The following is a 24,386-nucleotide window of genomic DNA, read 5'->3' as shown; positions in this document are numbered from 1 at the left end:
CTCCTTACTGAATTAAACCGCGCCGTTTAGCCAGCATGATAGCACCGTAACCGGACAGGCCCCGTTGCTGCTCAGCCGTGACCAGGACCGTACGCCAGCCCTGCTTGGCAAACATACACGCATAGGCAGCCTGCAAAACGGGCCGGCCGGCTACGACAAACACGGCGTCATCCAAACCGGCAAAAAGACTGCTCCGTTTCAGGGAATAGAGATCATCTGCCAACAAGAGTCCTTGCAGATAGTTCTGTAATTCCAGCGTCGTGCCCTGGTCAAACATGCCTAAGATACGTGTCATAAAGGCGCCGTGCAAGAGGCCCAGCTGCTCATGGTCGGCCAGGCCCCGCAAAAAGGCAGCTTCATCAAACGAAGCTGCATAGGACCGCTGCAGTGTGTCCGCCAGGATCGTATCGTAGGTCAGTGAATGAAGGACTTCCCCGCCGAGGGTGGTGAGACACCCAAGGAGCCGTTCCTGTCCGTCCAGCATAATATACTTATTATGAGAACCAGGCAGAACCAAGACAGCCGGACCTTGCGGTGCTGCATAGGCCAGCAGGCCGGCCGCTTCCGTTTCTTCCCCCCGCATGATATCCATATGGGCAATCGTTGCCGCCGTGCACGCATCCGGATCCAGATTGCGCAGGCCCGGGACAAACCAAATGGCCTGCGGGCAAACGTCCGCTATAGTTTGGCAAACCATAGCCTGCGCCAATTCATCTAAGGTTACCGGTGCTGTTACATGTTCAATCTCACAAAGACCCACATTACTGGTCAGCATCCCTGCAGCCAGGACCAGGGACACATCCGCTAAGGAAATGCCTGCCTGCTGCGCCGCCTCGTTCAGAGTCTGACGAACAGCGCCAAGCAGCCGGGTCTTATTCCCGTCAATTGCCGTATTGCGCACACCTACAGCAGCCCGTGCCTCACCTGCGATTTGCCCGTCTTTCCAGATGTAAGACCGCGTATTACTCGTACCACCATCTATCGTTGCAATAAACAAATAAACCACCCTCCTACCCTATGTGTATATACTGATATTGTAGCATATTTCATGATTTTCCGTTAAAATTCTTGCTTCATTAAAATATTCCATACGTAATTTGGGACAAGGCAGTTAATTGACCTTGTCCCAATTCATTACTCAATTATTAGTTACAAGTAATTCCCTGACTAGGCATTCATCTTATCCCAGTCAATTTTACCTTCTTTGCTGGCTACAATGGCTGTGCATACTGCATCCCCCCATATATTCATAGGCGTACCAGTTATGTCAAGATAAAAGAATACTGCCGCTATCCACGCTACTACATCTGTAGGCAAACCAAACGCATTAACCAATATTACAGCAATAGCTAAACCACCACCAGGAACGCCGGCACAACCAACGGAAAAAGCTATCCCCATGATAACGAACAAGAACAACTGTCCAATAGTAGGTGACGTCCCAACTGCAAACATTCCCAACATAATGTATAGCGGAATTTCAATCCCCATGGAGTCCATATTGAAAGTTACTCCTAAAGGTAAACCAAAATCTGCCATTTCTTTATCAACGCCCATTTCCTTCACACAACGTAAATTCATCGGCAAAGTTGCTGCAGAGCTGGTGGTTGTAAACGCCGTAATCAGAGCTGGTAATAATTTTCTAGTAAAGCGGAAAGGATTAATTTTCCCAACAACATATAACAAAATAAAATACATAATAATTACTTGCAAGACAAAAGCAATACTATACGCAGCTAAAAAGCTACCCATTTGTGTAACAAATGCACCTTTAAGCTCGCCAATAGAGGTTGCCATTAATGCTGCAACACCAATAGGAGCATAATACATAATGCCTTTTACAATTTGCAAGACTAAATCTTCCCCAGAAGAAAGAATATCCGTTAAAAAGGATTTAGATTTGCCATCTGGCATCATGACAACAGCAATGCCTACAAAAATAGATAAGAATACAATTTGTATGGTATTCCCTTCAGCAATGCAACCAAGGAAGTTTTTCGGCAACCATTCAATGAACATGTCCACCGTAATTTCTGTGACCTTAATATCCATGGAGTGTAACTCAATTCCTAAACCCGGTTTAAAGATTAGCCCCATGGCAATACCTAAAAAGGTAGCAATCAGCATGGAAAAGACAAACCATCCTATAATCTTGCTTGCCCAACTTTTCATTTTTTTTGCATCACCAATGTTTGCAAAGGAAGACGCAATGGAGAAAAACACCAATACAGGTACAACCATAACTAAGAGGCGTGTAAATATGGTCCCTAACGGTTTCAAGAGAACAACCGACTCTCCCATTACAAACGATAAGATAATGCCGACAACTACTGCCATTAAAAGGCACAATGCAAAATGTTTGTTAATATACCGAAATACACCGCCCATCATTATCTCCTCCTCAAGTAATCACAAAATTGCTGAATTCGTTGTATGCCTTCCATTAAATCAGCTTCATTGCAGGTATAAGCCATGCGAATATGTCCTTCTCCACACGCGCCAAAGGCACTTCCAGGAATACATACTACATGTGCCTTTTCTAATAAGGAGTTACAAAAATCCATACTGCTCATGCCAAAAGAACTAATGTCTGGGAATAAATAAAAAGCGCCTTGTGGTTCATAACAAAATATGCCTTCAATTTTATTTATTGCTTCTAAAACGAGTTTGCGTCTCTTCGCAAAGACAGTTCGAATTTGTTCCGTTAATTCAGGATGGTGAAGAGCATATATGGCGGCCTCTTGTGCAACAGAATTAGCACATGCGCTGATATTTTCCTGAGCCATCGTCATTTTACTAATAATAGAAGCGGGTCCTGCTGCATAACCAAGTCTCCATCCGGTCATAGCAAATGCTTTAGAAAGGCTGTTAATAACTACGGTTCTTTCCTTCATTCCTGGTAAAGTACTAATCGAAATTGGCTTTTCCGAGTAATATAGGGAATTGTATACTTCATCAGAAACTACGAACAAATCATACCTTTTTGCCAATTCTGCTATTTTCTTTAGCTCTGTAATCGGAATAATGCACCCTGTCGGATTATTGGGTGAATTAAGCATAATCAATTTAGTTTTCTCAGTAATTTTTTTCTCTAATTCATCGGCTTTTAGAACAAATCCATCTGCTGCCTTTACGGGAACCATTACAGGATTTCCCCCAAAGAACTGCACTTGACTGGCATAATTCAACCACTGTGGATCTTGAATTAGAACTTCATCCCCTTGATCAATAATGACTGACAAAAACAATGACAATGCGCCCATACCACCTGGGGTAATGATAATTTCCGATGCCGGGTCATATTCAAGGTCTTTGATATCGCCACATTCAGACACGGCCTTGCGACATAATAAAGTCCCTGCATTAGGTGTATAATGGGTTTTCCCATCTTGCAACGCCTTACTGCCTACTTCGCAGATTGCTTTAGGCGTAACCATATCTGGCTCCCCAATCCCCATACTGATGACATGTTCCATCGTTGCTGCTTTGTCAAACATGGCCCGAATAGCGCCTTGGCGCAACCTTTCAGCCCGACTACTTAAACTTTTCACATTACCACTCCTCTCTTCCTATAGTTACAGCAATTTCGCGAGTATATCTTTGATTTAAATTTTATAACGCTCATTTTTTTAGTACAATAGCGATTTGTTGTTAATAAATATAAAAATTCCTCCTCATTTTATAGAAAATACTATTCAATCATTTAAATTCTCTTCTATTTTTTTGAAAAATATCGTGAGATTGGCGAAGTAATGTTGTTATATTATGAATTTCCCAGTATACTTTATTTAATCTAATTTGTATTTTAGTCTAATGTACAGGAGGTGATACTGTTGAAATTAACAGTTTTAGACATTCTCCATTATCCGGAATTTTCCGGTCTCCACCTGCTAGCCGGTGCCGGCGGCGTTTCCAACCAGGTTTCTTCTTGTGGCATTTTAGATTATGAATACGACAAAACGCTGAAAAACAAATATACCAAGCTGAGCTTTATTCCCAATCAGCTGATTTTGTCCAGTTTGCAATATGCCAAGGAGGCCCCGGGCTGTCTGATTGATGCCATCCGCTTGCTGCATCACAAACAGTGCAGCTGCCTGGTCATTAAAAATGTGTACGGTTTGCCTTTAGCGCCGCATATCCTGCGCTATGCCGATTCTGCCAATTTTCCTATTATCGTCATCCGCAGTTCCGAACAGTATTTTGAACGGATCATCGTCAACGTGTATAAACGGCTCCAAAGTCTGCACGATTTCGACAAATTTGAGCAGCTTGTCGCTACCATTCTCACCCTGCCCGAACACGATCCCCGACAAAAGGAGTTGCAGCTGGAAATCAACCCGTGTTTGCAGCCCGATATTTTTTGTATGTATTTCCGTGCCCTCCATCCCGTATCGGCCGATGAATACCAAAAACTGGAAGAAACGGCGACAGCAGCAAATCTCTTAACATCCTACAGCACATTGCTGCGCTATAAAAACGGCTTTATATATATACATTCATCATATAACTTTAAAAACGCCAAAGCCAGTGACCTGGCAACGGAAATCCTTACAGGTCCCTTACGGGCCTGCGCCGGGGCATATTGTATTGGCGTCAGCTCTATTCACTACAGGGAACGGAAAATCAAGCTGTGCCTGGAAGAGGCCATTTACAGCAGCTACTTTGCAGCACCTGACCAGGGTCTTTTCAGGACCTATGAATCGTTAGGTATTAACAGCATCTTGCTGCCCTATTGCCGTGAACCGGCTATGCAGCATTTCGCCAATACCATCCTCAATCCGTTACGCGACTATGATTCGGAAAATCATACGTCCCTTTTAGAAACAGCCGCAGCCTTTATCCGCGCCGGCGGCAGCATTGCCGTTACGGCCGAAGAGCTGCAACAGCATCCCAATACGATCCGTTACCGGCTCAAACAAATAGGCTCCCTCTTAGACCTGGATGCCTTCCGGCCGGAAGGCTACGAAATGCTCTCCCTGGCCTTACGCATAGACCAATGCAGCCACATCGAACTATAATGACAAAAACCTCCCTGGCAGCTGTTGCCAAGGAGGTTTTCTTAGCTTACGAATCAGTAAGAAATTGACTGCGTTCGAGGACAGTTCTGGCTGTCTGCGCCATGAGGGCATAGCCGGCCGGGCTGGGATGTACGCCATCGACATAGAGAGACAGGCTGCCGTTTTCCTTTCGTGCATCGCGAAGGGTTGCGTAGAAATCGAATACGCAGAGCTGTTGCTGCCGGCACTCAGTTAGGAGCCACTGGCGATAGGCCGTAAGCTGGTCATTATGCCAGGCAACGGCATCTCTTTCTTGCCAGCCATAGGCGGCGCTTTCCGGCAGTGTCAGTGGCGGAATACCTACATAGACGGGGTTCCCCTGGGCCTCAAGCCGTTTTATCATATCTCTCATATGCTGCTGCGTCTGCTCCATAGGACTATCGAGGAGGATGTCATTGGAGCCGCCCATAAGAAAGAACGCATCATAGGCAGTCAGCGCCATCGCTTTCAGGCGCTGCAGCATACCGGCCGTCGTATCACCACACAGGCCTTCATTCTGGCACTGTACGTGGCCAGAGCGGCTTAAGAGCGTGAGCCAGCGGTCCTGTGCGGCTACGCCATAGCCAAAGGTCAGGCTGTCACCCAGGCACAAGAGGCGCTTCACGACCGCTCCTGCGGCAACAGCTGCCGTACAGCAGCAACTGCCGTTTCAGAAGAAAGCCACGGTGCCGTAAACTGGCAGCCGGCCCGTTCCAAATCAAGCTGGCAGGCAAAGATTTTCGGCACGGCACTGGCGTAGACATTCTTTTCATACATATAACGCAGGGTTTCTTCTACGCTGCCGTCACAAAGGATATGACCGTGATCGATGAGAACCAGCCGGTTGGCGAAGGGCAAGGCCGCTTCCAGCGAATGCTCTACGACGACGATCGTATGGCCATATTGTACGTTGAGGTCGTGAATGAGTTCGTAAAAATCACGGGTTCCTTCCGGATCGAGGGCTGATGTCGGTTCGTCAAAGACGAGGATTTCCGGACTGGTCGCCAAGACACTGGCAATAACCAGCCGTTGCCGCTGGCCGCCAGATAACTTGCTGAGCTGGCGCTGCCGATATTCCGTCATGTGTACCTTTTCCAGCGATTCCGTAATGGCCGCATCAATCTGTTCCGGTGCCACGCCCTGATTTTCCAGGCTAAAGGCAATTTCTTCTTCAACGGTCATGGCCACGAGCTGGCTGTCATAGTCATCGAGCATGGCGCCGACCTTATTGGCCAGCTTGGAAATCGTCGTCTGCGTCGTTGCCTGGCCTTCTACGTAGACCATGCCTTTCATGACGCCGCCAAAATAATGGGGAATGGCACCGGTCAGGGCCATGCAGAGAGAGCTCTTGCCGCTGCCGCTTTCGCCGGTAATGACCAGAAAATCGCCGGGCTGGATGGCCAGCGTCACGTCATTGAGGACAGGCACCTTCTGTTTGTTATGGATATACGAAAGATGTTCCATCGAGACGATTCCCGCTTGTGTCGGTTTTAAGTCGTAGCCGCTGTGATCGGAGGTCACGCTCTGTTCTTCCAGCGAATCGATAATACCACGGGAGGCAAAGAGGCGGAGCGCCGGGAAATACATGAGCGGCGTTACGACGGCATTTAAGAGGCCGATGACGAACACCAGGGGCAGCATGCCCGTGAAATATACGATATTCGGAAGCCCCATGGCAAATTTCAGGATGGTGACGAAAATGCCACCGCTCATGCAGGTTGCCGCAAGGCCCGTCAGGACAGGCAAACAGGAATGGCCCTTGAAGCGGATGAAGGCCAGGTTCTTGACGATGAGTGTACACGTCAGGGCCCCTGCCGGTTCACTGATCAGGTTGCCATAGGGAAAGCCCGATTTAGACGTCAAGACGTTGACCAGCGCGGCAACGAGGCCAATGCCCAGGGACTGGGTGTACGAAGGCTTGGTCAGGCAAATGGCGACACAATACGTAGCAATGGTCCAGTTCGGCGTAATACCGGCTACACTCGGCGACACGAGGTGCAAAATCGTACCGATTGCCAGCATGAGCGTCGTAATCGTAATCCAGCGGAACTGCCCGCCTTGGCGGTGGTGAAATTCTAACGATGCAATATCTGTGATTTGTTTCATCCTGAGTTCCTCCTTAGACGAGATCGTGCATGCGCAGGTAAATGACGCCGATGCTCAGCAGCACAAAAAGCAGCAAGACCAGGTAATCGCAGCCGCGTAGCCGGACATTGCTCATAAAGCTGCGCGTATCGCTGTTGAAGCCCCGCAGCTCCAGGCTTAAGGCCATCGTTTCCGAACGGCCCAGGGATTTAAGCATAAGCGGCTGAATGACGCTCATGTAATTCAGTATCTTTCTAAAGATGTTTCCTTTGGTAGAAAAGCCACGGCACGCTTGTGCTTCCTGCACGGCATGGCTTTCGGCGATGAAGTCCGGTACAAAGCGCAGGGCAGCCGTGAACATGAAGGCGTATTCATAGGGTACGCGGATCTGTTTAACGAGGGCAGCTGTCAAATCCTGCAAACGGGTCGTCGTTAAAAGGATAATAAAGACAATCGTCATAGCCAGCATACGCAGGCCTGTCACATACGCCGATTCCAGCGAGCCGCCGCCGATGAGCTGGACAACGGCCAGGAACACGGCAAACACGGCCAGGCTCAAAACGGCCTTGCTCGTACTCTTAAAATTACCGCACAGCGCCAACAGGCACAATTCAATGACTACCAGCACCGCCAGCGGCACGGGCGTATGGATGACGAGAGCCCAGAAAGAGAAGGCTGCCGTGCCAATCAGTTTCGTTACAGGTACAAAACGCTGCATCATTTTTGGCCTCCTAGTTTCTGCAGCATAGCTGCCGTAAAATCCTTCATGGACTTGCAATAAGGCAGGCCCGGTACGGACAGGGACAAGGTAACGGAATCGGGCCGGCTAAGACCCAGATCATAGAGATCATCCCGCTTGGTAAAGAGCTCTTCCGGTGTGCCGTCAAAGGCCTTCGTATGATGGCCAATGACCAGGACGCGGTGACAGTATTCGGCGAAAATATCCATGTCGTGGCTGATGATGAGGACCGTCAGTCCTTGACGGTTCAATTTGGTCAAGAGCTGCATGAGGTCTTCCTTATCGGCACTGTCCTGACCACTCGTCGGTTCATCGAGAATGAGATACTGCGTGTGCATGGCAATGGCAGAGGCAATGGCAACGCGCTGTTTTTCGCCACGGTTTAAATTAGGCGGATAGGCATCGGCCAGGTCCGACAGGCCCGTCTGTTCCAGTGCTGCTTGTACAGAGGCTTCAATTTCATCAGCCTGACGGCCAAACTGCTGTGGCCCATAGGCGACTTCATCCCGTACGGTCGGGCGAAACATCTGCCGTTCCGGCCGCTGGAACACATAGCCAATGAAAGCACTGCGCCGGGACGCATCGTCTTCATTGATAATTTTGCCATCATAGCGGATTTCACCGGAAACGGGCTTTTCCAGGCCCATGAGCAGCCGCGTCACCGTCGTTTTGCCACAACCGTTACGGCCGCCTAAGCCAATGAACTCACCGGCACCTATTTCTACATTCATATGTTCCAGAATAGGAGTCCCATTCCCATAACGAAAACAGACATCCCGCATTTCTAACATAGGTCTTCTCTCCTTTTTACGACAATAAAAAAACCTTCCATCCCCTGACAGGGACGAAAGGTTGAATCTTCCGCGGTACCACCCACATTGGCTCGTACGAGCCCAGCTCTGCATGTACAGCATAACGCGATACACGGTTCTTTGATAGCGGTGGAACTACACCGTCGAACCCTACTGGTTACCGTTCAGGCCGCATCTCCCGAATCCATTCCATCTGCTGACCTAGGGCCGAACTTTCACTACCATCGGCTCGCTGTACCTGTCGTTGCACATGTACTCGTTTCGTTCATCGATACTTACTCATATAGTTTACTTGTAATTATACGTTCTTTTCCCGTAAAGTCAAGGGCATAGGCAGGAAAGCCCGTCAGCCCGGGCATGTGTCGTGCCGGATTTCGCATATAAGTATTCCTATTTATATATTTTTGTCATATCATTTTTCTTATATTGACAAATTTTCTCTACATGATACAATCAATATCAACAATTTCATTAGCAGTGGCTTCTATACGATTGACTTGTACAGATGAGCTTCATTGCGCTTTTATCCAGAGTGGTGGAGGGACTGGCCCTATGAAACCCGGCAACCGATTACACGGTGCCAATTCCTGCGGAAGCAATTCCGATAGATAAAGAAAACGCAGACTCTTTCTCTCTCGGGAAAGGGTCTTTTTCTTTTCTATCCGAATCGATTCATTATATATTCCATAATCAAGGAGGCCTAACGTATATGAAAAAACTACACATTTTTACACTGGCTGCAGCCACGATGCTCTTATCCTTTTCCGTTCTCTTAAGCGGCTGTGGCGGTGATAAGCCTACAGGCGGTCACGAGGTTTCACACAACACTAAGATCACCGTCGGTGCCACGCCGGTACCGCATGGGGAAATTCTGGCACAGATCAAACCACTCTTAGCCGCAAAGGGGATTGACCTCAACGTCGTCGAATTCACCGATTATGTCAAGCCTAACCTGGCTTTAAATGACAAGGAAATCGATGCCAACTTCTTCCAGCACCAGCCCTACATGGACAAATTCAATGCCGAACATGGCACCAACCTCGTAGCCCTGTGCAAGGTACACATCGAACCGATGGGCATTTATTCCAAAAAGATTACCAGCCTGGATCAGCTGCCGGACGGTGCCAAGGTAGCCATTCCCAATGACCCGACCAATGGCGGCCGGGCGCTCCTGATCTTGCAAAAGGCTGGCCTCATCAGCCTCAAAGATGGCGGCAGCATCTCTTCTACCGTCCAGGACATTGTCAAAAATGACAAACACCTGCAGTTCGTCGAACTGGAAGCCGCTCAGATTCCCCGTTCACTGGAAGACGTAGACATTGCCCTGATCAATACGAACTTCGCCCTCGAAGCCGGTCTCAATCCGCTGAAGGACGCTCTCTTTATCGAAGATAAGGACTCGCCCTATGCCAACATTCTGGCCGTCCGGGCAGGCGATGAAAATCGTCCGGAAATCAAAGAGCTCCAGCAAGCCCTGCAATCACCGGAAGTAAAGAAATTCATCGAAGATAAGTATCAGGGCGCCATCCTCGCCAGCTTCTAACGCCTAACCCAGTCAGACTATACCAAAAAAAAGGAAGCCTATGTTATGAAAACCTGTGATCTCTTTGCCAAAAAAACTGTCTTTTCCTTTGAAGTCTTTCCGCCAAAAAAGGACATGCCTGTAGAAACGGTTTTTCCTACCCTCACGGAGCTAAGCAAGCTGTCGCCTGATTTTATCAGCGTCACCTGCGGTGCCGGCGGCCAGGGCGGAACACGGACCGTAGAGGTAGCCAGCCGCATCAAAAAGCTGGGCTGCGAAACAGCGGCCCACTTGCCGTGCATCAACTTGGACCAAAACGATGTCCGCTCTATTTTGCAGGAATTAAAAAAGGAAGGCATTGAAAATATCCTTGCTCTGCGCGGTGACCGCACGCCGGACATTGAGCCAAAACACGATTTTGCCCACGCCAGCGATCTCATTTCCTTCATCCGCCAGGAGACCGGCGACGACTTCAATATCATCGGCGCCTGCTATCCCGAAGGCCACCAGGCAGCCAAAAATTTGCAGGCCGATATTGACGCCCTGAAGATCAAAGTAGAGGCCGGGGCGAGCGAGCTCATTTCCCAGCTCTTCTTTGATAACGCGTGCTTTTATTCCTTCCTGGAAAAAAAGGAAAAGGCCGGCATTCACGTTCCTATCGAAGCAGGCATCATGCCCGTGACGAACAAAAAGCAAATTGAACGCATGGTTACTCTCTGCGGTGCTTCCTTGCCCCTTAAGTTCCAAAAGATTCTGACCAAATACGGCCACGACAACATTGCCTTGCGCGATGCAGGCATTGCCTATGCCATCGATCAGATTGTCGATCTCTTGGCTAATGGCGTCGACGGCGTACACATTTATACGATGAACAGCCCTTACGTAGCGGAACGCATTACGTCCGCCGTCAAGACACTGCTCTAAGTGTCACCTTCCTAAGCCCCCTGCCACGCAGCAGGGGGCTTACTTGTTTTTCCCTTATGGCTCTTGTATAATACAATTAGAATAACATTCATTATCATATTCTAGGAGGCGTTTTACGTGGGATTCTTCAGTAATTTATTCGGTGGCTCTCCGGAAGGGCAGGAAAAGTTTGTATATATTCAAGGCATGATGTGCCAAAACTGTGCTGAGCATGTAACAGAAGCCTTGCTGGCCGTTCCAGGCGTTCTAAAAGTGAATGTCAATTTGCCACGCGGGCGGGCTACGTTGCGCGTTACCGGTGACGTCGTAGAAAAAGATCTTTTAAAGGCCGTAGTCAACGCCGGCTATGGCGTCAGCAAAATCACAGAGCAAACGGAAGACTAAAAAAAGCAGGGAGCCGCCTGATTGGCGGTTCTCTGCTTTTTATATACCAGCGGCAATGCGCTTATTCTTTCAGCACGTAGCCATAGGCGCGGACACGGCCGTCGTCTTCATGTTCCAAATACACGCCTTGAATTTCCATGGCAAACCCCGGCAGGGCATTGAGGCTTTCCTCGAGGGCCAGGAAATACTGGACAGCTGTCGGGGACCAGCGTTCACCCGGCACGACACACAGCACGCCCGGCGGGTATGGCAAGGCCCCTTCAAGGGCAATGCGGCCTTCGATTTCCGCAATCGGCACCAGTTCCCGCTGGCCCCGGATAAAGGCGTAATGTGCATCTTGCGGACGCATAGCGTATTCCGGTAAAAACTCACGGCGGAAAAGCTTTTTCTGCAAGTCTTTTACATTGCGGTCCTTGAAGAAATCATGCATCTCCTGGCACAGCTGGCGCAGCGTATAGCCTGTATAACGGCCGGGATAGTGGTTATACACGCCGAGCAGTACTTCTTCCATCGGCACGTTATTGTCGACAAAGCGTTCGAAGCGGACGAGCTGGCTCGTCAAAAAGCGCAGTTTATCTTTATTTTCTGCCGGCGTCAGCAAAAAGAGAATCGAGTTCAAATCGCATTTTTCCGGAATAACGCCGTTGCCACGCAAATACGTAGCCAAAATATTGGCGTGAATGCCAAAGTTTTCGTACTCCCCTGTTTCCGCATCAATCCCGGGCGTCGTCAAGAGCAGCTTACACGGGTCTACACGGTACTGGTTGGGACCATAGCCTTCAAAGGCATGCCATTTGGCCCCCGGTTCGAAGGTAAAGTAATCAATATCATCAGCCATAGATTCCGTATCACCACGCTGCCAAAGGCGGTCGTGTACCATTGGCGCTACGAAGGGACGGATATAATGACAGCGCCGCAGGATATCCTTACGCGCATCAATACCCATCTTGACACAATCGCGCCACATTTTCCGGCCTGCATCGCCGGCATGAATTTTGGCATTCACGTCAAGGGACGCAAAGAGCGGGTAAAAGGGACTCGTCGTGGCCTGCTCCATAAAGGCATTGTTAATCGTTTTATGGTTTACGTAACGGTCCTGTTCGTGAATATGGCTGTCTTTCTTGTGAATCTGCGAGGTCTGGGAAAAGCCGGCCTGCTGCTTGTGGACAGACTGGACTACGAAGATTCCCAGATCACCAGGCTGTAAATCGAGGAGCAGCGGACTGCTGTCCTTGAGCATGGGAATGAACTGTTCATAGCCCACCCAGGCAGAATCAAAGAGAATGTAATCGCACAGGTGACCAATACGGTCGACAACGTAGCGCGCGTTGTAGAGTGTGCCGTCGTACGTGCCGAGCTGGATCACAGCCAGGCGGAACGGCCGTTCCTGCTTGGCCTTTTCCGGATCCCGTTCGGCTGCGAGCTGACGCAAGTAGGTTTCATCGAAGCAGTGGGCATCGATACCGCCAATAAAGCCGTAGGGGTTACGGGCCGTTTCCAGATATACAGGCGTAGCACCGGCCTGGATAAGGGCGCCGATGGCCACGGATTTATGGTTATTGCGGTCATATAAGACCAGATCTCCCGGTGTCAGCAGGGCATTCGTAACGACGCGGTTGGACGCAGACGAACCGTTAAGCACGAAATAGGTCTTATCTGCATGGAATACTTTCGCAGCAAAATCCTGGGAGTCCAAAGCAGGTCCTTCATGAATGAGCAAATCCCCCAAGGTGACATCGGCATTGCAGATATCAGATTGGAAGATATGGGGACCAAAGAAGTCGTACAGATAGCGGCCGGCCGGATGCTTTTTAAAAAAGGCCCCGTCCTGATGGCCCGGGCAGTCAAAGGGATTATTCTTTTCACTGACATACTCTACGAGTTCCCCAAAAAAGGGTGGCAGTACATTCTGTTCATAATTGCCGGCCAGGCGTTCTGCCGTTTCAATACAGCGGCTCTTATTGACAACCTCCTCCGAAAGGACGACGTCGACCTTATCCAAATACTGGGAAGGCAGCTTTTCGCCACTCGGCATGATTACCATAATGGGCACACCAAACCCCGTTGCATCGATCGTATCGATATAATCAAAATCCTGATCCGAAAGGACGGCAACGGCAACATCTGTAAAATCGGTTTTTTCGACAGGCACGATTTCCCGGTCACTGTCAACAAAATAGTACTGTACGTCAAAGCTGTACGCAATCTTCATGTGTTTCATATGCTTTTACTCCTATCCTCTTCCTTTTCTTACGGCCTCTTTCTTGCCGGACAATGGCTCCGGCAAAGAAACTTGGCCTTTTTATATAATTCTTTCCCTATGAAAACACGGAAAGCACCGCGGCATTAGAACCCTGCCTGTGCGGATAGCCTTATTTTATGCTTTACCCGTTAGAATGACAAGCCTTTTCTGCCTTCCTTTTTTTTATTTTTCCATGAGATTCCATAGATTCAGCCCGGTCGTTCGTTCCTTTATGGCCGCCACTTATTCCTTAAAGTAAAAAGATAGACCATATTATGAATTTAATGTATTATTTACAGTTAATACTAGTATATTAATAGCTATTATGCATTAATTAAGTTAAAATAAATAATAGCCTTTCCCCTATCTATTGTATAAAATGAATACGACGAGTATATCAATGTACGCGTAGGTGTCTCTCTTACTACCTATGTGAATAATAGAACAACCATTTTTTTCCTGAGAAAGGACTATGACTATGCAACAATTACAGAAAAAAACAAAAAAGCGCTGGTTTATACTTTCGCTGCTTTTCGTCCTTACAGCTATCAATTACCTGGACCGGACGAATATGGCCGTCGCCGCTTCCAGTATGAGTCAGGAATTGGAATTTAACGCCGCCACGATGGGGCTGCTCTTTTCCGCCTTTTCCTGGGCCTATGGACTTATGCAGATTCCTGGCGGCTGGTTTATTGAATACGTCGGCTCCCGTATTTCTTACACGGTATCCCTCTTTTTCTGGTCTTTATTTACGATTTTTATGGGACTGGGCAATTCCTTTGCCTCCCTCTTTGGTATCCGCCTGGCCATTGGTGCCACTGAAGCGCCGGCCTTTCCTACGAACAGCCGCGTCGTCGCCTCGTGGTTTCCGGCAAAGGAACGGGCTACGGCTACGTCCATCTATACGGCCGGCGAATTCATCGGTCTGGCGTTTCTGACACCGGTCTTATTCTGGATTTTAGAAAATTACGGCTGGCGTGAAATCTTTTACGTCACCGGCGTTATCGGCATCCTGGCCAGTATTGTCTGGTATTTCCTCTATCGGGAACCCAGTGAAAATTCCGGCGCCAACCAGGCTGAGCTGGACTATATCCGTGAAGGCGGCGGCCTCGTAGAAACGAAGAGTGAAAAACAGTCCATTACGTGGTCCCAGGTAACCTACCTCTTCAAGCATCGTCAGCTCCTGGGCATTTATTTAGGCCAGTTTGCTAACACGAGTACCATGTATTTCTTCCTGACCTGGTTTCCTACGTACCTGGTCATGTCCAAACAGCTGCCCCTCCTCAAGGCCGGCGTATACGCTGTCATTCCCTATATCGGTGCCTTATGCGGCGTTCTCCTGGGCGGCTACTGGTCCGATACGATGCTGCGCCGCGGTGCCAGCCTCTCCAAGGCCCGCAAGCTGCCCATCATTTGCGGTCTCCTCTGCTCCATGACGATCTTAGGCGCCAACTACGTCGATTCTCTTAATGCCGTCATTGCCATCATGGCCCTTGCCTTCTTCGGCCAGGGTATGGCTGCTATCGTTTGGAGTACTGTCGGTGATATTGCGCCGTCTGATTCCGTTGCCCTGGCCGGCGGCGTCTTCAATTTCATCGGCAACCTGGCAGGTATCATTACTCCCATCGTCATTGGCCTGATCGTGCAGTTTACAGGTTCCTTCGTCGGTGCTATGATTTTCATTAGCTGCATTGCCGCCTTAGGTGTCTTTTCCTTCCTCTTCATCGTCGGTGATATTCACCGCATTGAAGCCCTGCATCACGATGAAAGCCAATCATAACGTAATAGTTAGCCCCGCTTTTTCCACAAAGGAAAAGCGGGGCTTTTTGTGTGCTTACAGGCTGCCGTTACGGGCCCAGCGGGAAAGAAGAAAATTACGAAACCGATCGACTACCGGCAGTACATGGGCATGCTTATAAACGGCCAAATAGAGATAGCGCCGTTCAAAGGGATCGGCAATGGGAATACGCTCAAGCTCATAATGCTTTAAGGTGTAAAAATCAGGCATAATAGCCACCCCATACCCGGCGGCCACAAAGCCGGCCATGGCATTATCTTCTTCAACGTGACAAATGGTTTTCGGATGGGAATCGGCCTGTTCCAGCAATTTATGCGTCATCTTATAGAGGCCGCTGTTTTTGCTGAAGGAAATGAACGGGTACGGCTCCAGTTCTTTTAACGATACAGAGCCGCGATTACTCAAGGCGTGCCCTTTGGGTACGGCCACGACCAGGTCTTCCTCCGCTACGGGATAAAAGAGGATATCCGGTTCATTTTCAATAGCTGAGCAAAGGACGACATCTATTTTTTCTTCTTTCAGCTCTTTAATCAAGGATGCCGTCGTGCCTTGCCGGAAGTCAAAGGAAATCTTTTCATTTTCCGGGACTCCCCGGAACTGGGTAATCATTTCCGGCACCATCGTATAGCCCATAGTATAAATAAAGCCCAGGGTAATCGTACCCTGATCCGGTCTGGTATAGGCTTTTAGTAATGATATGCCCCGGTCGAGTTCCTGCAGGGAGCGTGTCACATAGGGCAAGAAGAGGCGGCCATATTTGTTGAGATAAATATTACGGCCCCGCTTTTCAAAGAGCTGGATCCCCAGTTCTTTTTCCAAATCCCGCACAGCGCGGTTCAGGCTGGGTTCTGTAATATACAGGCGCTCAGCGGCTTTACGGTAATGCTCGGTCTCAGACAGGGTCTGAAAATACTGCAATTGCTTTAAATTCATAATAGGCTCCTAGTTATATATGTTGTGCATGTTTTGTGATAAAAGTTCTTTTATCAATAGTCATTTACTAATGATTATATCGTAATTTACTATTAATTGATAGAGAAAAACCTATTTTTTTATGACAAAATACTCGTCTTATTCTACCGCTTAAAAGAGCTGTCTTCCCGTTCATTTGGGAAACGAGCCAGTCTGGCTTATCCTTTAGTAAGAGTACCCTCTGCCCTATCAATAGTTTTTTCGTATCAAATTTATCATTTTTATGAAATTGTCCTATTACTTGTTTCCTGTATAATGTGAGATGTCAAAGATATCTAGTTCTGTTTTTCACAATACTTTCTGTAATAGTAACCTATGGATACTATAGATAGTACTTCGTTAAGGAGGATCTCATTCATGAGTCAGAATTACCCGCACATTTTTGAACCTCTGACGGTAAAACGCACGACCTTCCGCAATCGTGTCATCATGCCGCCAATGGGTTCGAACCTTGCTTCTTTTACGGGAGAAGTAACGGAAGAAATGAAAGACTACTATGGTCTGCGTGCCCGTGGCGGTACAGCTCTGATTACCGTAGAAAATGCCTGCATTGACTATCCCTTGGCAACGAACGGTACAAAGCAGCTCCGCATTGATAATAAACAGTTTATTCCCGGCCTCTACGAATTGGCCGAACGGATTCACATGTATGGTGCCCTGGCTTCGATCCAGTTGAACCACGCCGGTGCTTCGGCCTATCCGGAACGCTTGCACGGTCTCCAGTCCGTATCGTCCTCGTCGGTTCCTTCCAAAGAAGGCAACCCGGCACCGCGCCCGCTGACTAAGAGCGAAATTCTGGCCATTGTCGACAAATATGCCGAAGCTGCCCAGCGTGCCATTCAGGCCGGCTTCGATATGGTCGAAATCCACGGTGGTCATTCGTACCTCCTGGACCAGTTCTTATCGCCTCTCTACAACAAGCGGACAGACGAATTCGGTGGTTCCTATGAAAACCGTGCCCGCTTCGCCCGTCTCGTCGTTGAAGCCGTCCGCAAGACCGTCGGCAAATGGGTTCCCATTTCCTTCCGTATTTCTGCTGACGAATTCATCGAAGGCGGCAACACACTGGAAGATACACTGAAGCTCCTCGAATACATTGAACCGGAAGTAGACATTATCAACGTCTCCGCGGCCGTCAATGATTCCATTCAGTACCAGATTGATAAATGCGATATGCCCGACGGCTGGCGTGCGTACCTCTCGGAAGCAGTCAAGAAGAAATTCGGCAAACCGGTCATCATTTCCGGCAACATCCGCGACCCAAAAATTGCCGATCAGATCATTGCCGAAGGCAAAACAGATTTCCTGGCTATCGGCCGTGGCCTCATTGCCGATCCCGACTGGGTTCGTAAAACCAAGACCGGCAAAGTCGACTGCATCAACAAATGCATCTCCTGCAACATCGGCTGCGCCGATCACCGCATTGCCAAATCCCAGCCGATCCGCTGCACAGTCAACCCCGACATCATCGGCGGCACGGCTTATAAAAAGCGTAAAGTTACACGGGATCTGCACGTCGTCGTTATCGGCGGTGGCACATCCGGCCTGGAAGCAGCTTGCACAGCCGCTGAAGTAGGCTGCCGTGTAACCCTTATCGAACGGGAAGGCGAAGTTGGCGGCCTGGCCCGCAAGATTGCCCGTTTCCCCGAAAAGAGCCGTATCGAAGATCTCCCGGCCTACCTGGAAAAACGTGCAGCAGCCCTGCCGAACCTGACGATCCGCCTGAATACGACGGCTACGAAGGAACTGCTCAACGAGCTGAAGCCGGATATTCTCTACGCAGCTACGGGTTCGAAGCCTATGCTGCCGCCTATCGAAGGCCTGCGCGAGCTGACCGACGTCGAAGGCTCCCACATCAAATCGATCTACGGTTTCATGGATAATATTCCGTACTACGCAGCCAATGCAGAAGGCAAAAAAGTGGTCATCATCGGCTGTGGTGCCGTAGGCCTGGACGTAATGGAATTCTTCACGCTCCGCAAAGCAGACGTAGCTATGATCGAAATGATGCCGTCCTTCGGTAAAGATGCCGACATCGTTTCCAAATCGACCTTCAAGGAACTCTTGGCTACACACCCCGTCGATATGCACCTCGGTACGAGCCTGCAGAAGGTTTGCCCCGATAAATTCGTGGCTTCCCACAACGGCGAAACGGCTGAATATCCCTTTGACTATGGCTTCATCTGTATGGGCCTCGTTCCGGATATCCCGGCTGACGATCCCTTCAGAACCTATGCTGCAGAACACGATATTCCCTTCTGCAACTACGGCAACAGCCTGAAGACAGGCCAGATTATCCACGGTACAGAAATTGGCCGCAACATCGTCAATACCATCGATATGATTGGCGGCTTTGACGACTAAGCATATACCTGCTAACTGCCGGGTCATCCTGCGGGATGGCCCCAGGCAGTCAGTACTTATTTTTTACACGTTGCCAGGCAACGTTATATCAGGCTTTCTCATGTGAAATTTAACACATGACGCAATACTACATTTCTACTATTATAACTTTTAGGAGGAACACCATTATGGGTAAAATTGCTATTACTGAACGCGTTACAGGTCATACGGAATTAATCGGTCTCATTGCGTATCCGATCCGTCACAGCATGTCGCCGACCATGCACAACGAAGCCTTCAAAAAATTAGGCCTCGATTATGTATACGTTTGCTTCGAAGTAGACAACTCCACACTGGAAGATACGGTAAAAGGCCTGCGCGCTATGAAAGTCCGCGGCTGGAACGTATCCATGCCTAACAAAGGACCGATCACGCAGTACCTGGACAAGCTGTCCCCGGCTTCCCAGATCGTCGGCGCTTGCAATACTGTCGTTAACGACAACGGCGTCCTCACGGGCACGATTACAGACGGCATCGGCGCTATGCAGGCTCTGAAAGAAGAAGGCGTTGAATACGTCGGCAAGAAAATGGTCGTTATCGGTGCCGGCGGCGCTGCTACAGCCATTCAGGTACAGGCTGCCCTCGACGGCGTCAAAGAATTAACCATCTTCAACCGTGCCGATGAATTCTATGCACATGGCGAAGAAACAGTAAAAAAACTGCGTGAACGCACAGATTGCATCGTCAACATTTATCCTCTCGAAGACCACGCTAAACTGAAAGCCGAACTCGATAGCGCTGATATCTACATTGACAGCACGTCGTGCGGCATGAAACCGCTCGAAGACGTCGTCGCTATTCCTGATAAATCCTACCTCCGTCCGGACCTCATCGTCATGGATACGGTCTATGCACCGCGCCAGACAAAACTCATGAGATGGTGCGACGAAGTAGGCTGCAAAAACTTCAATGGCCTCGGCATGATGCTTTACCAGGGCGCCGCTGCCTTCAAACTCTGGACAGGTAAAGAAATGCCTGTAGATTTCATTAAAGACGTGCTTTTTTAAGCCGCATATAAAGGAGACTATTACCAATGGAAAAGACACATTCCTACCGCCCCTTGTGCCTTAGCCTCTACCTGAACTACTTTGTACATGGTATTGGTGTTATCATTCTCGCGCAGAACATGGATGCCCTCGCCGCCCGTTGGGGCAGCATCGCTGACGTTGCCTGGGTTATTTCCATGCTCGGCATCGGCCGCCTGATCGTACTGTTCGTATCGGGCAAACTGTCTGATAAATACGGCCGTAAACCCTTCGTTGTTCTGGGTATGATCACGTACATTTCCTTCTTCGTCGGTATTTTACTCAGCCCGACTTCGACGGTAGCCTGCATCTTCGGTATTCTCGCCGGGATTGCCAACTCCTTCCTCGATGCCGGCACCTATCCGGCCCTGATCGAATCGTATCCGGAAAGCGCCAGCACGGCAACGGTCCTCTTGAAAGCCTTCATCTCTGCCGGCCAGTTCCTGCTGCCCCTCTTCGTTGGCTTCCTCGTTGCTTCTAACGAATGGTACGGCTGGTCCTTCATCGTAGCTGCCGTCATTCTGGCCGTCAACATTCCGGTCATGCTGAAAATGTCCTTCCCGTCCATGAATCCTGCCCAGGAAGCAAAAGACGAAGGCAAAGATGCAGCTGCCGCTGCGTGGATTCCGAAATCCAAATGGTACCTGGAAGGCATTTGCTTCGTAATTTACGGTTACATTTCCCAGGCTACGTTCTACCTGATCAGCCAGTGGCTCACGAAATACGGTGTAGCCGTTGCCCAGATGCCCGATATGGCTGCCCGCTCCCTCATGAGCTACTACTCTGTCGGTTCCCTGGCTTGCGTATTCTTCACGGCCTTCATTACGAAAAAAGGCGTACGCCCCATTACGCTCCTCGTCGTATACACGCTCATTTCTACGCTTTCCATTAGCGCTCTGTACTTCATGCCGTCGGCTTCCCTGGCTCCGGTTCTTTCCTTCGTCGTTGGTTTCTCCGCTGCCGGTGGCGTTATGCAGCTCGGCCTGGTTATGATGACGGAAATGTTCCCGAAGGGCAAAGGCACGATGACCGGTATCTTCTACACGACCGGCTCCATTGCTTCCTTCACCATCCCGGTTATCACCGGTTACATGGCTGACAGCGGCATCAACAGCATCATGGGTCTCGACGCTGCCATCGCTCTGGCCGGCTTCATCATTGCCGTCCTGATTTACATCCGCTATAATAGCGTTATGAAAGAAAGACCTGCTGCTTAATACACTCTCAAGGAGGATCTATCCACTATGGTAAAAATTGGCAATGTTGTTCTCGACAACGGTATGCCCAAAATCTGCGTTCCCATCGTCGGCCGTTCTGTAGAAGAACTGGTTCAGGAATGCCGTTATCTGCAAGACAAAATTTATGATGTCGTTGAACTGCGCATCGATTTTCTGAAAGACGTAACCTCTCTCGACGCCATTGGCGAAGCCCTGACGGCCGTTCGTACAGAACTGCCGAACGGTGCCATCCTCTTCACCTTCCGTACGAAAGAAGAAGGCGGCGAAACGGCCGTACCGGAAAACTACTATTTCGAGCTGATCCAGTACGCTATCAAGAGCGGCAAAGTAGACGCTGTCGACGTAGAATACTATCGTAACCGCGACAGCATCGCCCAGACCCTGGCGGTTGCCAAAGAACAGGGCGTCACGGTCGTCATGAGCAACCATGACTTTGCTAAAACTCCGTCCTTCGAAGAAATTACGGAACGCCTCATCGGCATGAAAAAGCTCGGTGCTGACGTTGCCAAACTGGCTTGCATGCCGAATTCCGCTAAAGATGTACTGACGCTCTTGTCTGCTACAGAAGCCGTTAAATCCCAATACCCTGATGAACCCATCATTACCATGTCCATGGGCAAATTGGGCGCCATCAGCCGCATCAGCGGGGAAATCTTCGGTTCTGCCCTGACCTTCGGTTCGGCCAAGAAAGCCTCTGCTCCGGGACAGCTGGAAGTAACGACACTGCAGCAAATCTTACGGGCTTTGCACTAAGCTGTACCTGACGGGACACACGGTTCCCGTTCTCTTCTAACCCCAGGCCATCGCCTGGGGTTAGTTTTTTTCCAGGCTGATCCAGGTCTGCCGGAGCGGCCTGTTTGACAATACTCCGGCAGGTAGTACAATGAGGGGTATCCTGATTTTCTTTGCTGCGACGGCAGGGCCGCTTCGGCAGCTAATATCTAGTAGTTATATTCCAGGAGGAACTAATCTTATGGGAAAGATTCCTATTACAGAACGCGTTACGGGCCATACAGAACTGATTGGTCTCATTGCCGACCCTATCCGGCACAGCATGTCGCCGACCATGCACAACGAAGCCTTCAAAAAGCTGGGCCTCGATTATGTCTACGTTTGCTTTGAAGTCGATAACACCACCCTGGCAGATACGGTACAGGGCCTGCGGGCCATGAAGGTCCGCGGCTGGAACGTTTCCATGCCTAATAAAGGGGCCATTACAAAATACCTGGATAAGCTGTCACCGGCCTCGCAAATCGTCGGCGCCTGCAATACCGTCGTCAACGATAACGGTGTCCTTACCGGCACGATTACAGACGGCGTCGGTGCCATGCAGGCATTACAGGCCGAAGGGGTCGGCTACGTCGGCAAGAAGCTGGTCGTCAGCGGTGCCGGCGGCGCTGCTACGGCCATTCAGGTCCAGGCAGCCCTCGACGGCGTTGCGGAATTGACCATTTTTAACCGCCGCGACCGCTTTTGGGCCGAAGCGGAAAAAACAGTAGCCAAATTACGGGAACAGACGCAGACGATCGTTAACCTGTACGATTTGGACGACCACGCAGCTTTAAAGCGGGAGCTGGACCGGGCCGATATTTATATTGACAGCACACCGTGCGGCATGAAACCCCTGGAAGACGTCGTTGCTATTCCCGACCCTTCGTACCTGCACCGTGATTTAATCGTCATGGATACGGTCTATGCACCGCGTCAGACAAAGCTCATGAAATGGTGTGACGCCGTGGGCTGTAAGAATTTTAACGGCCTTTCCATGATGCTCTACCAAGGCGCTGCCGCCTTTAAGCTTTGGACCGGTAAAGACATGCCCATTGAATACATCCGGGACGTGCTCTTCTAAAAAAAAGACTCCCTCGTGCCCGAAAAAATCCTCCGCATATAACCGGAGGATTTTTTATACTTTTATAAGGACTATATGAGGCGTATAATAGTAATGTTACTCACATTTTATTTAAGAAGGAGACCTGATACTTTGACCAAAGACAAATTATGGACAGCGCCCTTTCTCTGTATGGGCGGCATTAACTTTTTTCAATTCCTTACACAGTATATTCTCGTTACGACACTCCCCTTGCTGATTATCCTGCAGCTCGGCGGCAACGAAGTACAAGCCGGCCTGGCCATGACCTTTTTCCAGGTAGGCAGCAGTATCTTCCGGCCCCTGGCAGGACTCATCATTGACCGCAAGAACAAGCGCCGTATCTTGCTCCTGGCCCTGCTCCTCTTTACGCTGGTCATGGCTTCGTTTAATTTCGTTTTTGCCAGTGAAGGCATCTTCGTCCTGCGCTTTATTCATGGTATTATCTTTTCCTTTGCAACGACGACAGCCACGGCCATTGCCGTCCTCGTCATCCCGGCCTCCCGCCGTGGTGAGGGCATCGGCTATTTCTCTGTAACGACGAATCTGGCCATGGTCATCGGGCCCCTGGCAGGCTTGCTCCTCTATAACCTGCTCAGCTCCCGGGCTCTTTTCGTCGTCCTGGCCGTAGCTGCCGCGGCGATGCTGGTCAGCACGGCCCTTACGGGACTATCCCGGTCTGTCGTAGAACCGAAGGCAACGCACACGCAGCTGGCCCTTTCACAATTATTAGAAAAGAAATCCCTGCCGGCTTCTTTCTTAGGCGGTCTCGTCTATTTCGCCTACGGCGGTATTTTAACCTTTATTCCCCTGTACATGCGCAGTCTGCACATGGCAGACCAGACAGGCGTCTTTTTTGCCATCTTCGCCTTGACCATCGTGGCCAGTCGTCCCCTCATTGGCCGCATGTTTGACCAGCTCGGCTCTTTTTATGTCATCATTCCCGGTTTTATTTTCTTCCTCGCCGGTCTGGTCCTCTTTAGCCGTATTGAATCCCTTACTTTACTCTACGCTGCCGGGATCACCCTCGGTCTAGGGTTTGGCGCCCTGAGCCCGGCCTTCCAGACCTTGGCCATTCAGAGTGTGCCGCCAGCCCGGGCCGGTGCCGCTACGGCGACATACTTTTGGTTTCTCGATATTTTCATCGGCCTGGCTGCCGCATCATTGGGCTTTGTCGCCCATGCGTCCAGCTACACCTTTGTATACGGCGTGCTTTCACCACTGATCGTCATTATGGCAGCCTTTTGTTTTCTCCTTTTCCATTACAAGAGCTCTGTCTTTGAGGAACAGGCCGAACAGCCGGCGCAGCCGACAGAAAAATGACCGTCAGCAACAC

General features: G+C 49.7%; 20 protein-coding genes, 1 riboswitch and 1 other annotated feature. Of the genes, 11 read left to right on the top strand and 9 right to left on the bottom strand.

Features of this window, described 5'->3' with window-relative positions:
* Positions 1–4 precede the first annotated feature (4 nt).
* The 3 genes from PGX44_RS02225 to PGX44_RS02215 form a co-directional block, all read right to left on the bottom strand.
* The gene (locus PGX44_RS02225) at positions 5–997 is read right to left on the bottom strand and encodes a 2-dehydro-3-deoxygalactonokinase (protein ID WP_498854085.1); all 993 of its coding nucleotides are present in this window, start codon (positions 995–997) and stop codon (positions 5–7) included.
* A 170-nt stretch (positions 998–1,167) separates the two neighbouring features.
* On the bottom strand, positions 1,168–2,391 hold the full coding sequence (locus PGX44_RS02220) for a dicarboxylate/amino acid:cation symporter (protein WP_498854084.1): 1,224 nt from the start codon (positions 2,389–2,391) through the stop codon (positions 1,168–1,170).
* Positions 2,391–3,551: a pyridoxal phosphate-dependent aminotransferase gene (locus PGX44_RS02215; protein ID WP_498854083.1), complete on the bottom strand. Its 1,161-nt coding sequence runs from the start codon at positions 3,549–3,551 to the stop codon at positions 2,391–2,393. The genes PGX44_RS02220 and PGX44_RS02215 overlap by 1 nt, the downstream gene beginning before the upstream one ends.
* Before the next feature lie 282 nt (positions 3,552–3,833).
* Here PGX44_RS02215 and PGX44_RS02210 point away from each other — a divergent pair, with 282 nt between their 5' ends.
* Positions 3,834–5,018: a PucR family transcriptional regulator gene (locus tag PGX44_RS02210; protein WP_498854082.1), complete on the top strand. Its 1,185-nt coding sequence runs from the start codon at positions 3,834–3,836 to the stop codon at positions 5,016–5,018.
* A gap of 46 nt (positions 5,019–5,064) precedes the next feature.
* Here the strand turns inward: PGX44_RS02210 and PGX44_RS02205 are convergent, their stop codons facing one another.
* Genes PGX44_RS02205 through PGX44_RS02190 form a run of 4 tightly spaced genes read right to left on the bottom strand, consistent with a single transcriptional unit; the run spans position 5,065 to position 8,651 of the window.
* Positions 5,065–5,661, bottom strand: a complete 597-nt coding sequence (locus PGX44_RS02205) for an SGNH/GDSL hydrolase family protein (RefSeq protein WP_498854081.1) — start codon at positions 5,659–5,661, stop codon at positions 5,065–5,067.
* Positions 5,658–7,142 (bottom strand): tryptophan transporter, encoded by a 1,485-nt coding sequence (locus tag PGX44_RS02200; RefSeq protein ID WP_498854080.1) that lies wholly within the window; start codon positions 7,140–7,142, stop codon positions 5,658–5,660. The genes PGX44_RS02205 and PGX44_RS02200 overlap by 4 nt, the downstream gene beginning before the upstream one ends.
* 13 nt (positions 7,143–7,155) lie before the next feature.
* A complete protein-coding gene (locus tag PGX44_RS02195) occupies positions 7,156–7,839 on the bottom strand; it encodes an energy-coupling factor transporter transmembrane component T family protein (RefSeq protein ID WP_498854098.1) in 684 nt (227 codons plus the stop codon).
* Entirely contained in the window at positions 7,839–8,651 is an 813-nt protein-coding gene (locus PGX44_RS02190) for an energy-coupling factor ABC transporter ATP-binding protein (RefSeq protein ID WP_498854079.1), read from the bottom strand. Before PGX44_RS02190 ends, PGX44_RS02195 begins: the two co-directional genes overlap by 1 nt.
* A 46-nt stretch (positions 8,652–8,697) precedes the next feature.
* Positions 8,698–8,950: a binding site (T-box leader), on the bottom strand.
* 242 nt (positions 8,951–9,192) lie between these two features.
* Positions 9,193–9,287, top strand: a riboswitch (SAM riboswitch).
* A 94-nt stretch (positions 9,288–9,381) separates the two neighbouring features.
* On the opposite strand from PGX44_RS02190, the gene PGX44_RS02185 reads away from it, so the two are divergent.
* From PGX44_RS02185 to PGX44_RS02175, 3 genes are all read left to right on the top strand, one after another.
* Positions 9,382–10,215: a MetQ/NlpA family ABC transporter substrate-binding protein gene (locus tag PGX44_RS02185; RefSeq protein WP_498854078.1), complete on the top strand. Its 834-nt coding sequence runs from the start codon at positions 9,382–9,384 to the stop codon at positions 10,213–10,215.
* A gap of 45 nt (positions 10,216–10,260) precedes the next feature.
* A complete protein-coding gene (gene metF, locus PGX44_RS02180; protein ID WP_498854077.1) occupies positions 10,261–11,118 on the top strand; it encodes a methylenetetrahydrofolate reductase [NAD(P)H] in 858 nt (285 codons plus the stop codon).
* A 117-nt stretch (positions 11,119–11,235) separates the two neighbouring features.
* Positions 11,236–11,502 (top strand): heavy-metal-associated domain-containing protein, encoded by a 267-nt coding sequence (locus PGX44_RS02175; RefSeq protein WP_498854076.1) that lies wholly within the window; start codon positions 11,236–11,238, stop codon positions 11,500–11,502.
* 61 nt (positions 11,503–11,563) lie between these two features.
* On the opposite strand, the gene speC is transcribed toward PGX44_RS02175, so the two are convergent.
* Entirely contained in the window at positions 11,564–13,723 is a 2,160-nt protein-coding gene (speC, locus tag PGX44_RS02170; RefSeq protein ID WP_498854075.1) for an ornithine decarboxylase, read from the bottom strand.
* Positions 13,724–14,222: 499 nt separating this feature from the next.
* Here speC and PGX44_RS02165 point away from each other — a divergent pair, with 499 nt between their 5' ends.
* Positions 14,223–15,524: an MFS transporter gene (locus tag PGX44_RS02165; RefSeq protein ID WP_246415305.1), complete on the top strand. Its 1,302-nt coding sequence runs from the start codon at positions 14,223–14,225 to the stop codon at positions 15,522–15,524.
* Positions 15,525–15,578: 54 nt separating this feature from the next.
* Here the strand turns inward: PGX44_RS02165 and PGX44_RS02160 are convergent, their stop codons facing one another.
* On the bottom strand, positions 15,579–16,475 hold the full coding sequence (locus PGX44_RS02160) for a LysR family transcriptional regulator (protein WP_498854074.1): 897 nt from the start codon (positions 16,473–16,475) through the stop codon (positions 15,579–15,581).
* 396 nt (positions 16,476–16,871) lie between these two features.
* Between PGX44_RS02160 and PGX44_RS02155 the strand changes: the two genes are divergently transcribed.
* The 6 genes from PGX44_RS02155 (at position 16,872) to PGX44_RS02130 (ending at position 24,373) form a co-directional block, all read left to right on the top strand.
* Positions 16,872–18,878 (top strand): oxidoreductase, encoded by a 2,007-nt coding sequence (locus tag PGX44_RS02155; protein WP_498854073.1) that lies wholly within the window; start codon positions 16,872–16,874, stop codon positions 18,876–18,878.
* A 167-nt stretch (positions 18,879–19,045) separates the two neighbouring features.
* A complete protein-coding gene (locus PGX44_RS02150) occupies positions 19,046–19,924 on the top strand; it encodes a shikimate dehydrogenase (protein ID WP_222433707.1) in 879 nt (292 codons plus the stop codon).
* A 26-nt stretch (positions 19,925–19,950) separates the two neighbouring features.
* Entirely contained in the window at positions 19,951–21,159 is a 1,209-nt protein-coding gene (locus tag PGX44_RS02145; protein ID WP_186504504.1) for an MFS transporter, read from the top strand.
* 27 nt (positions 21,160–21,186) lie between these two features.
* Positions 21,187–21,933, top strand: a complete 747-nt coding sequence (gene aroD / locus PGX44_RS02140; protein ID WP_498854072.1) for a type I 3-dehydroquinate dehydratase — start codon at positions 21,187–21,189, stop codon at positions 21,931–21,933.
* 220 nt (positions 21,934–22,153) lie between these two features.
* On the top strand, positions 22,154–23,032 hold the full coding sequence (locus PGX44_RS02135) for a shikimate dehydrogenase (protein ID WP_498854071.1): 879 nt from the start codon (positions 22,154–22,156) through the stop codon (positions 23,030–23,032).
* A 132-nt stretch (positions 23,033–23,164) separates the two neighbouring features.
* Complete coding sequence (locus PGX44_RS02130; protein WP_498854070.1) at positions 23,165–24,373, top strand: MFS transporter; 1,209 nt, start codon at positions 23,165–23,167, stop codon at positions 24,371–24,373.
* Positions 24,374–24,386: the final 13 nt, after the last annotated feature.

This window comes from Caecibacter sp. AF58-12pH5A, from assembly GCF_027681725.1.
GTDB lineage: Bacteria > Bacillota > Negativicutes > Veillonellales > Megasphaeraceae > Megasphaera > Megasphaera hominis.
Note: the sequence above shows the minus strand (reverse complement) of the source record. Positions and strands in the feature narration are given on the sequence as shown.

What these genes read in the sequence shown, in the direction of transcription:
- PGX44_RS02220 (WP_498854084.1), bottom strand. Translation starts at nt 2,391, where the DNA reads ATGATGGGCGGTGTATTTCGGTATATTAACAAACATTTTGCATTGTGC.
- PGX44_RS02200 (WP_498854080.1), bottom strand. Translation starts at nt 7,142, where the DNA reads ATGAAACAAATCACAGATATTGCATCGTTAGAATTTCACCACCGCCAA.
- PGX44_RS02195 (WP_498854098.1), bottom strand. Translation starts at nt 7,839, where the DNA reads ATGCAGCGTTTTGTACCTGTAACGAAACTGATTGGCACGGCAGCCTTC.
- PGX44_RS02190 (WP_498854079.1), bottom strand. Translation starts at nt 8,651, where the DNA reads ATGTTAGAAATGCGGGATGTCTGTTTTCGTTATGGGAATGGGACTCCT.
- PGX44_RS02185 (WP_498854078.1), top strand. Translation starts at nt 9,382, where the DNA reads ATGAAAAAACTACACATTTTTACACTGGCTGCAGCCACGATGCTCTTA.
- metF (WP_498854077.1), top strand. Translation starts at nt 10,261, where the DNA reads ATGAAAACCTGTGATCTCTTTGCCAAAAAAACTGTCTTTTCCTTTGAA.
- speC (WP_498854075.1), bottom strand. Translation starts at nt 13,723, where the DNA reads ATGAAACACATGAAGATTGCGTACAGCTTTGACGTACAGTACTATTTT.
- PGX44_RS02165 (WP_246415305.1), top strand. Translation starts at nt 14,223, where the DNA reads ATGCAACAATTACAGAAAAAAACAAAAAAGCGCTGGTTTATACTTTCG.
- PGX44_RS02160 (WP_498854074.1), bottom strand. Translation starts at nt 16,475, where the DNA reads ATGAATTTAAAGCAATTGCAGTATTTTCAGACCCTGTCTGAGACCGAG.
- PGX44_RS02155 (WP_498854073.1), top strand. Translation starts at nt 16,872, where the DNA reads ATGAGTCAGAATTACCCGCACATTTTTGAACCTCTGACGGTAAAACGC.
- PGX44_RS02150 (WP_222433707.1), top strand. Translation starts at nt 19,046, where the DNA reads ATGGGTAAAATTGCTATTACTGAACGCGTTACAGGTCATACGGAATTA.
- PGX44_RS02145 (WP_186504504.1), top strand. Translation starts at nt 19,951, where the DNA reads ATGGAAAAGACACATTCCTACCGCCCCTTGTGCCTTAGCCTCTACCTG.
- aroD (WP_498854072.1), top strand. Translation starts at nt 21,187, where the DNA reads ATGGTAAAAATTGGCAATGTTGTTCTCGACAACGGTATGCCCAAAATC.
- PGX44_RS02135 (WP_498854071.1), top strand. Translation starts at nt 22,154, where the DNA reads ATGGGAAAGATTCCTATTACAGAACGCGTTACGGGCCATACAGAACTG.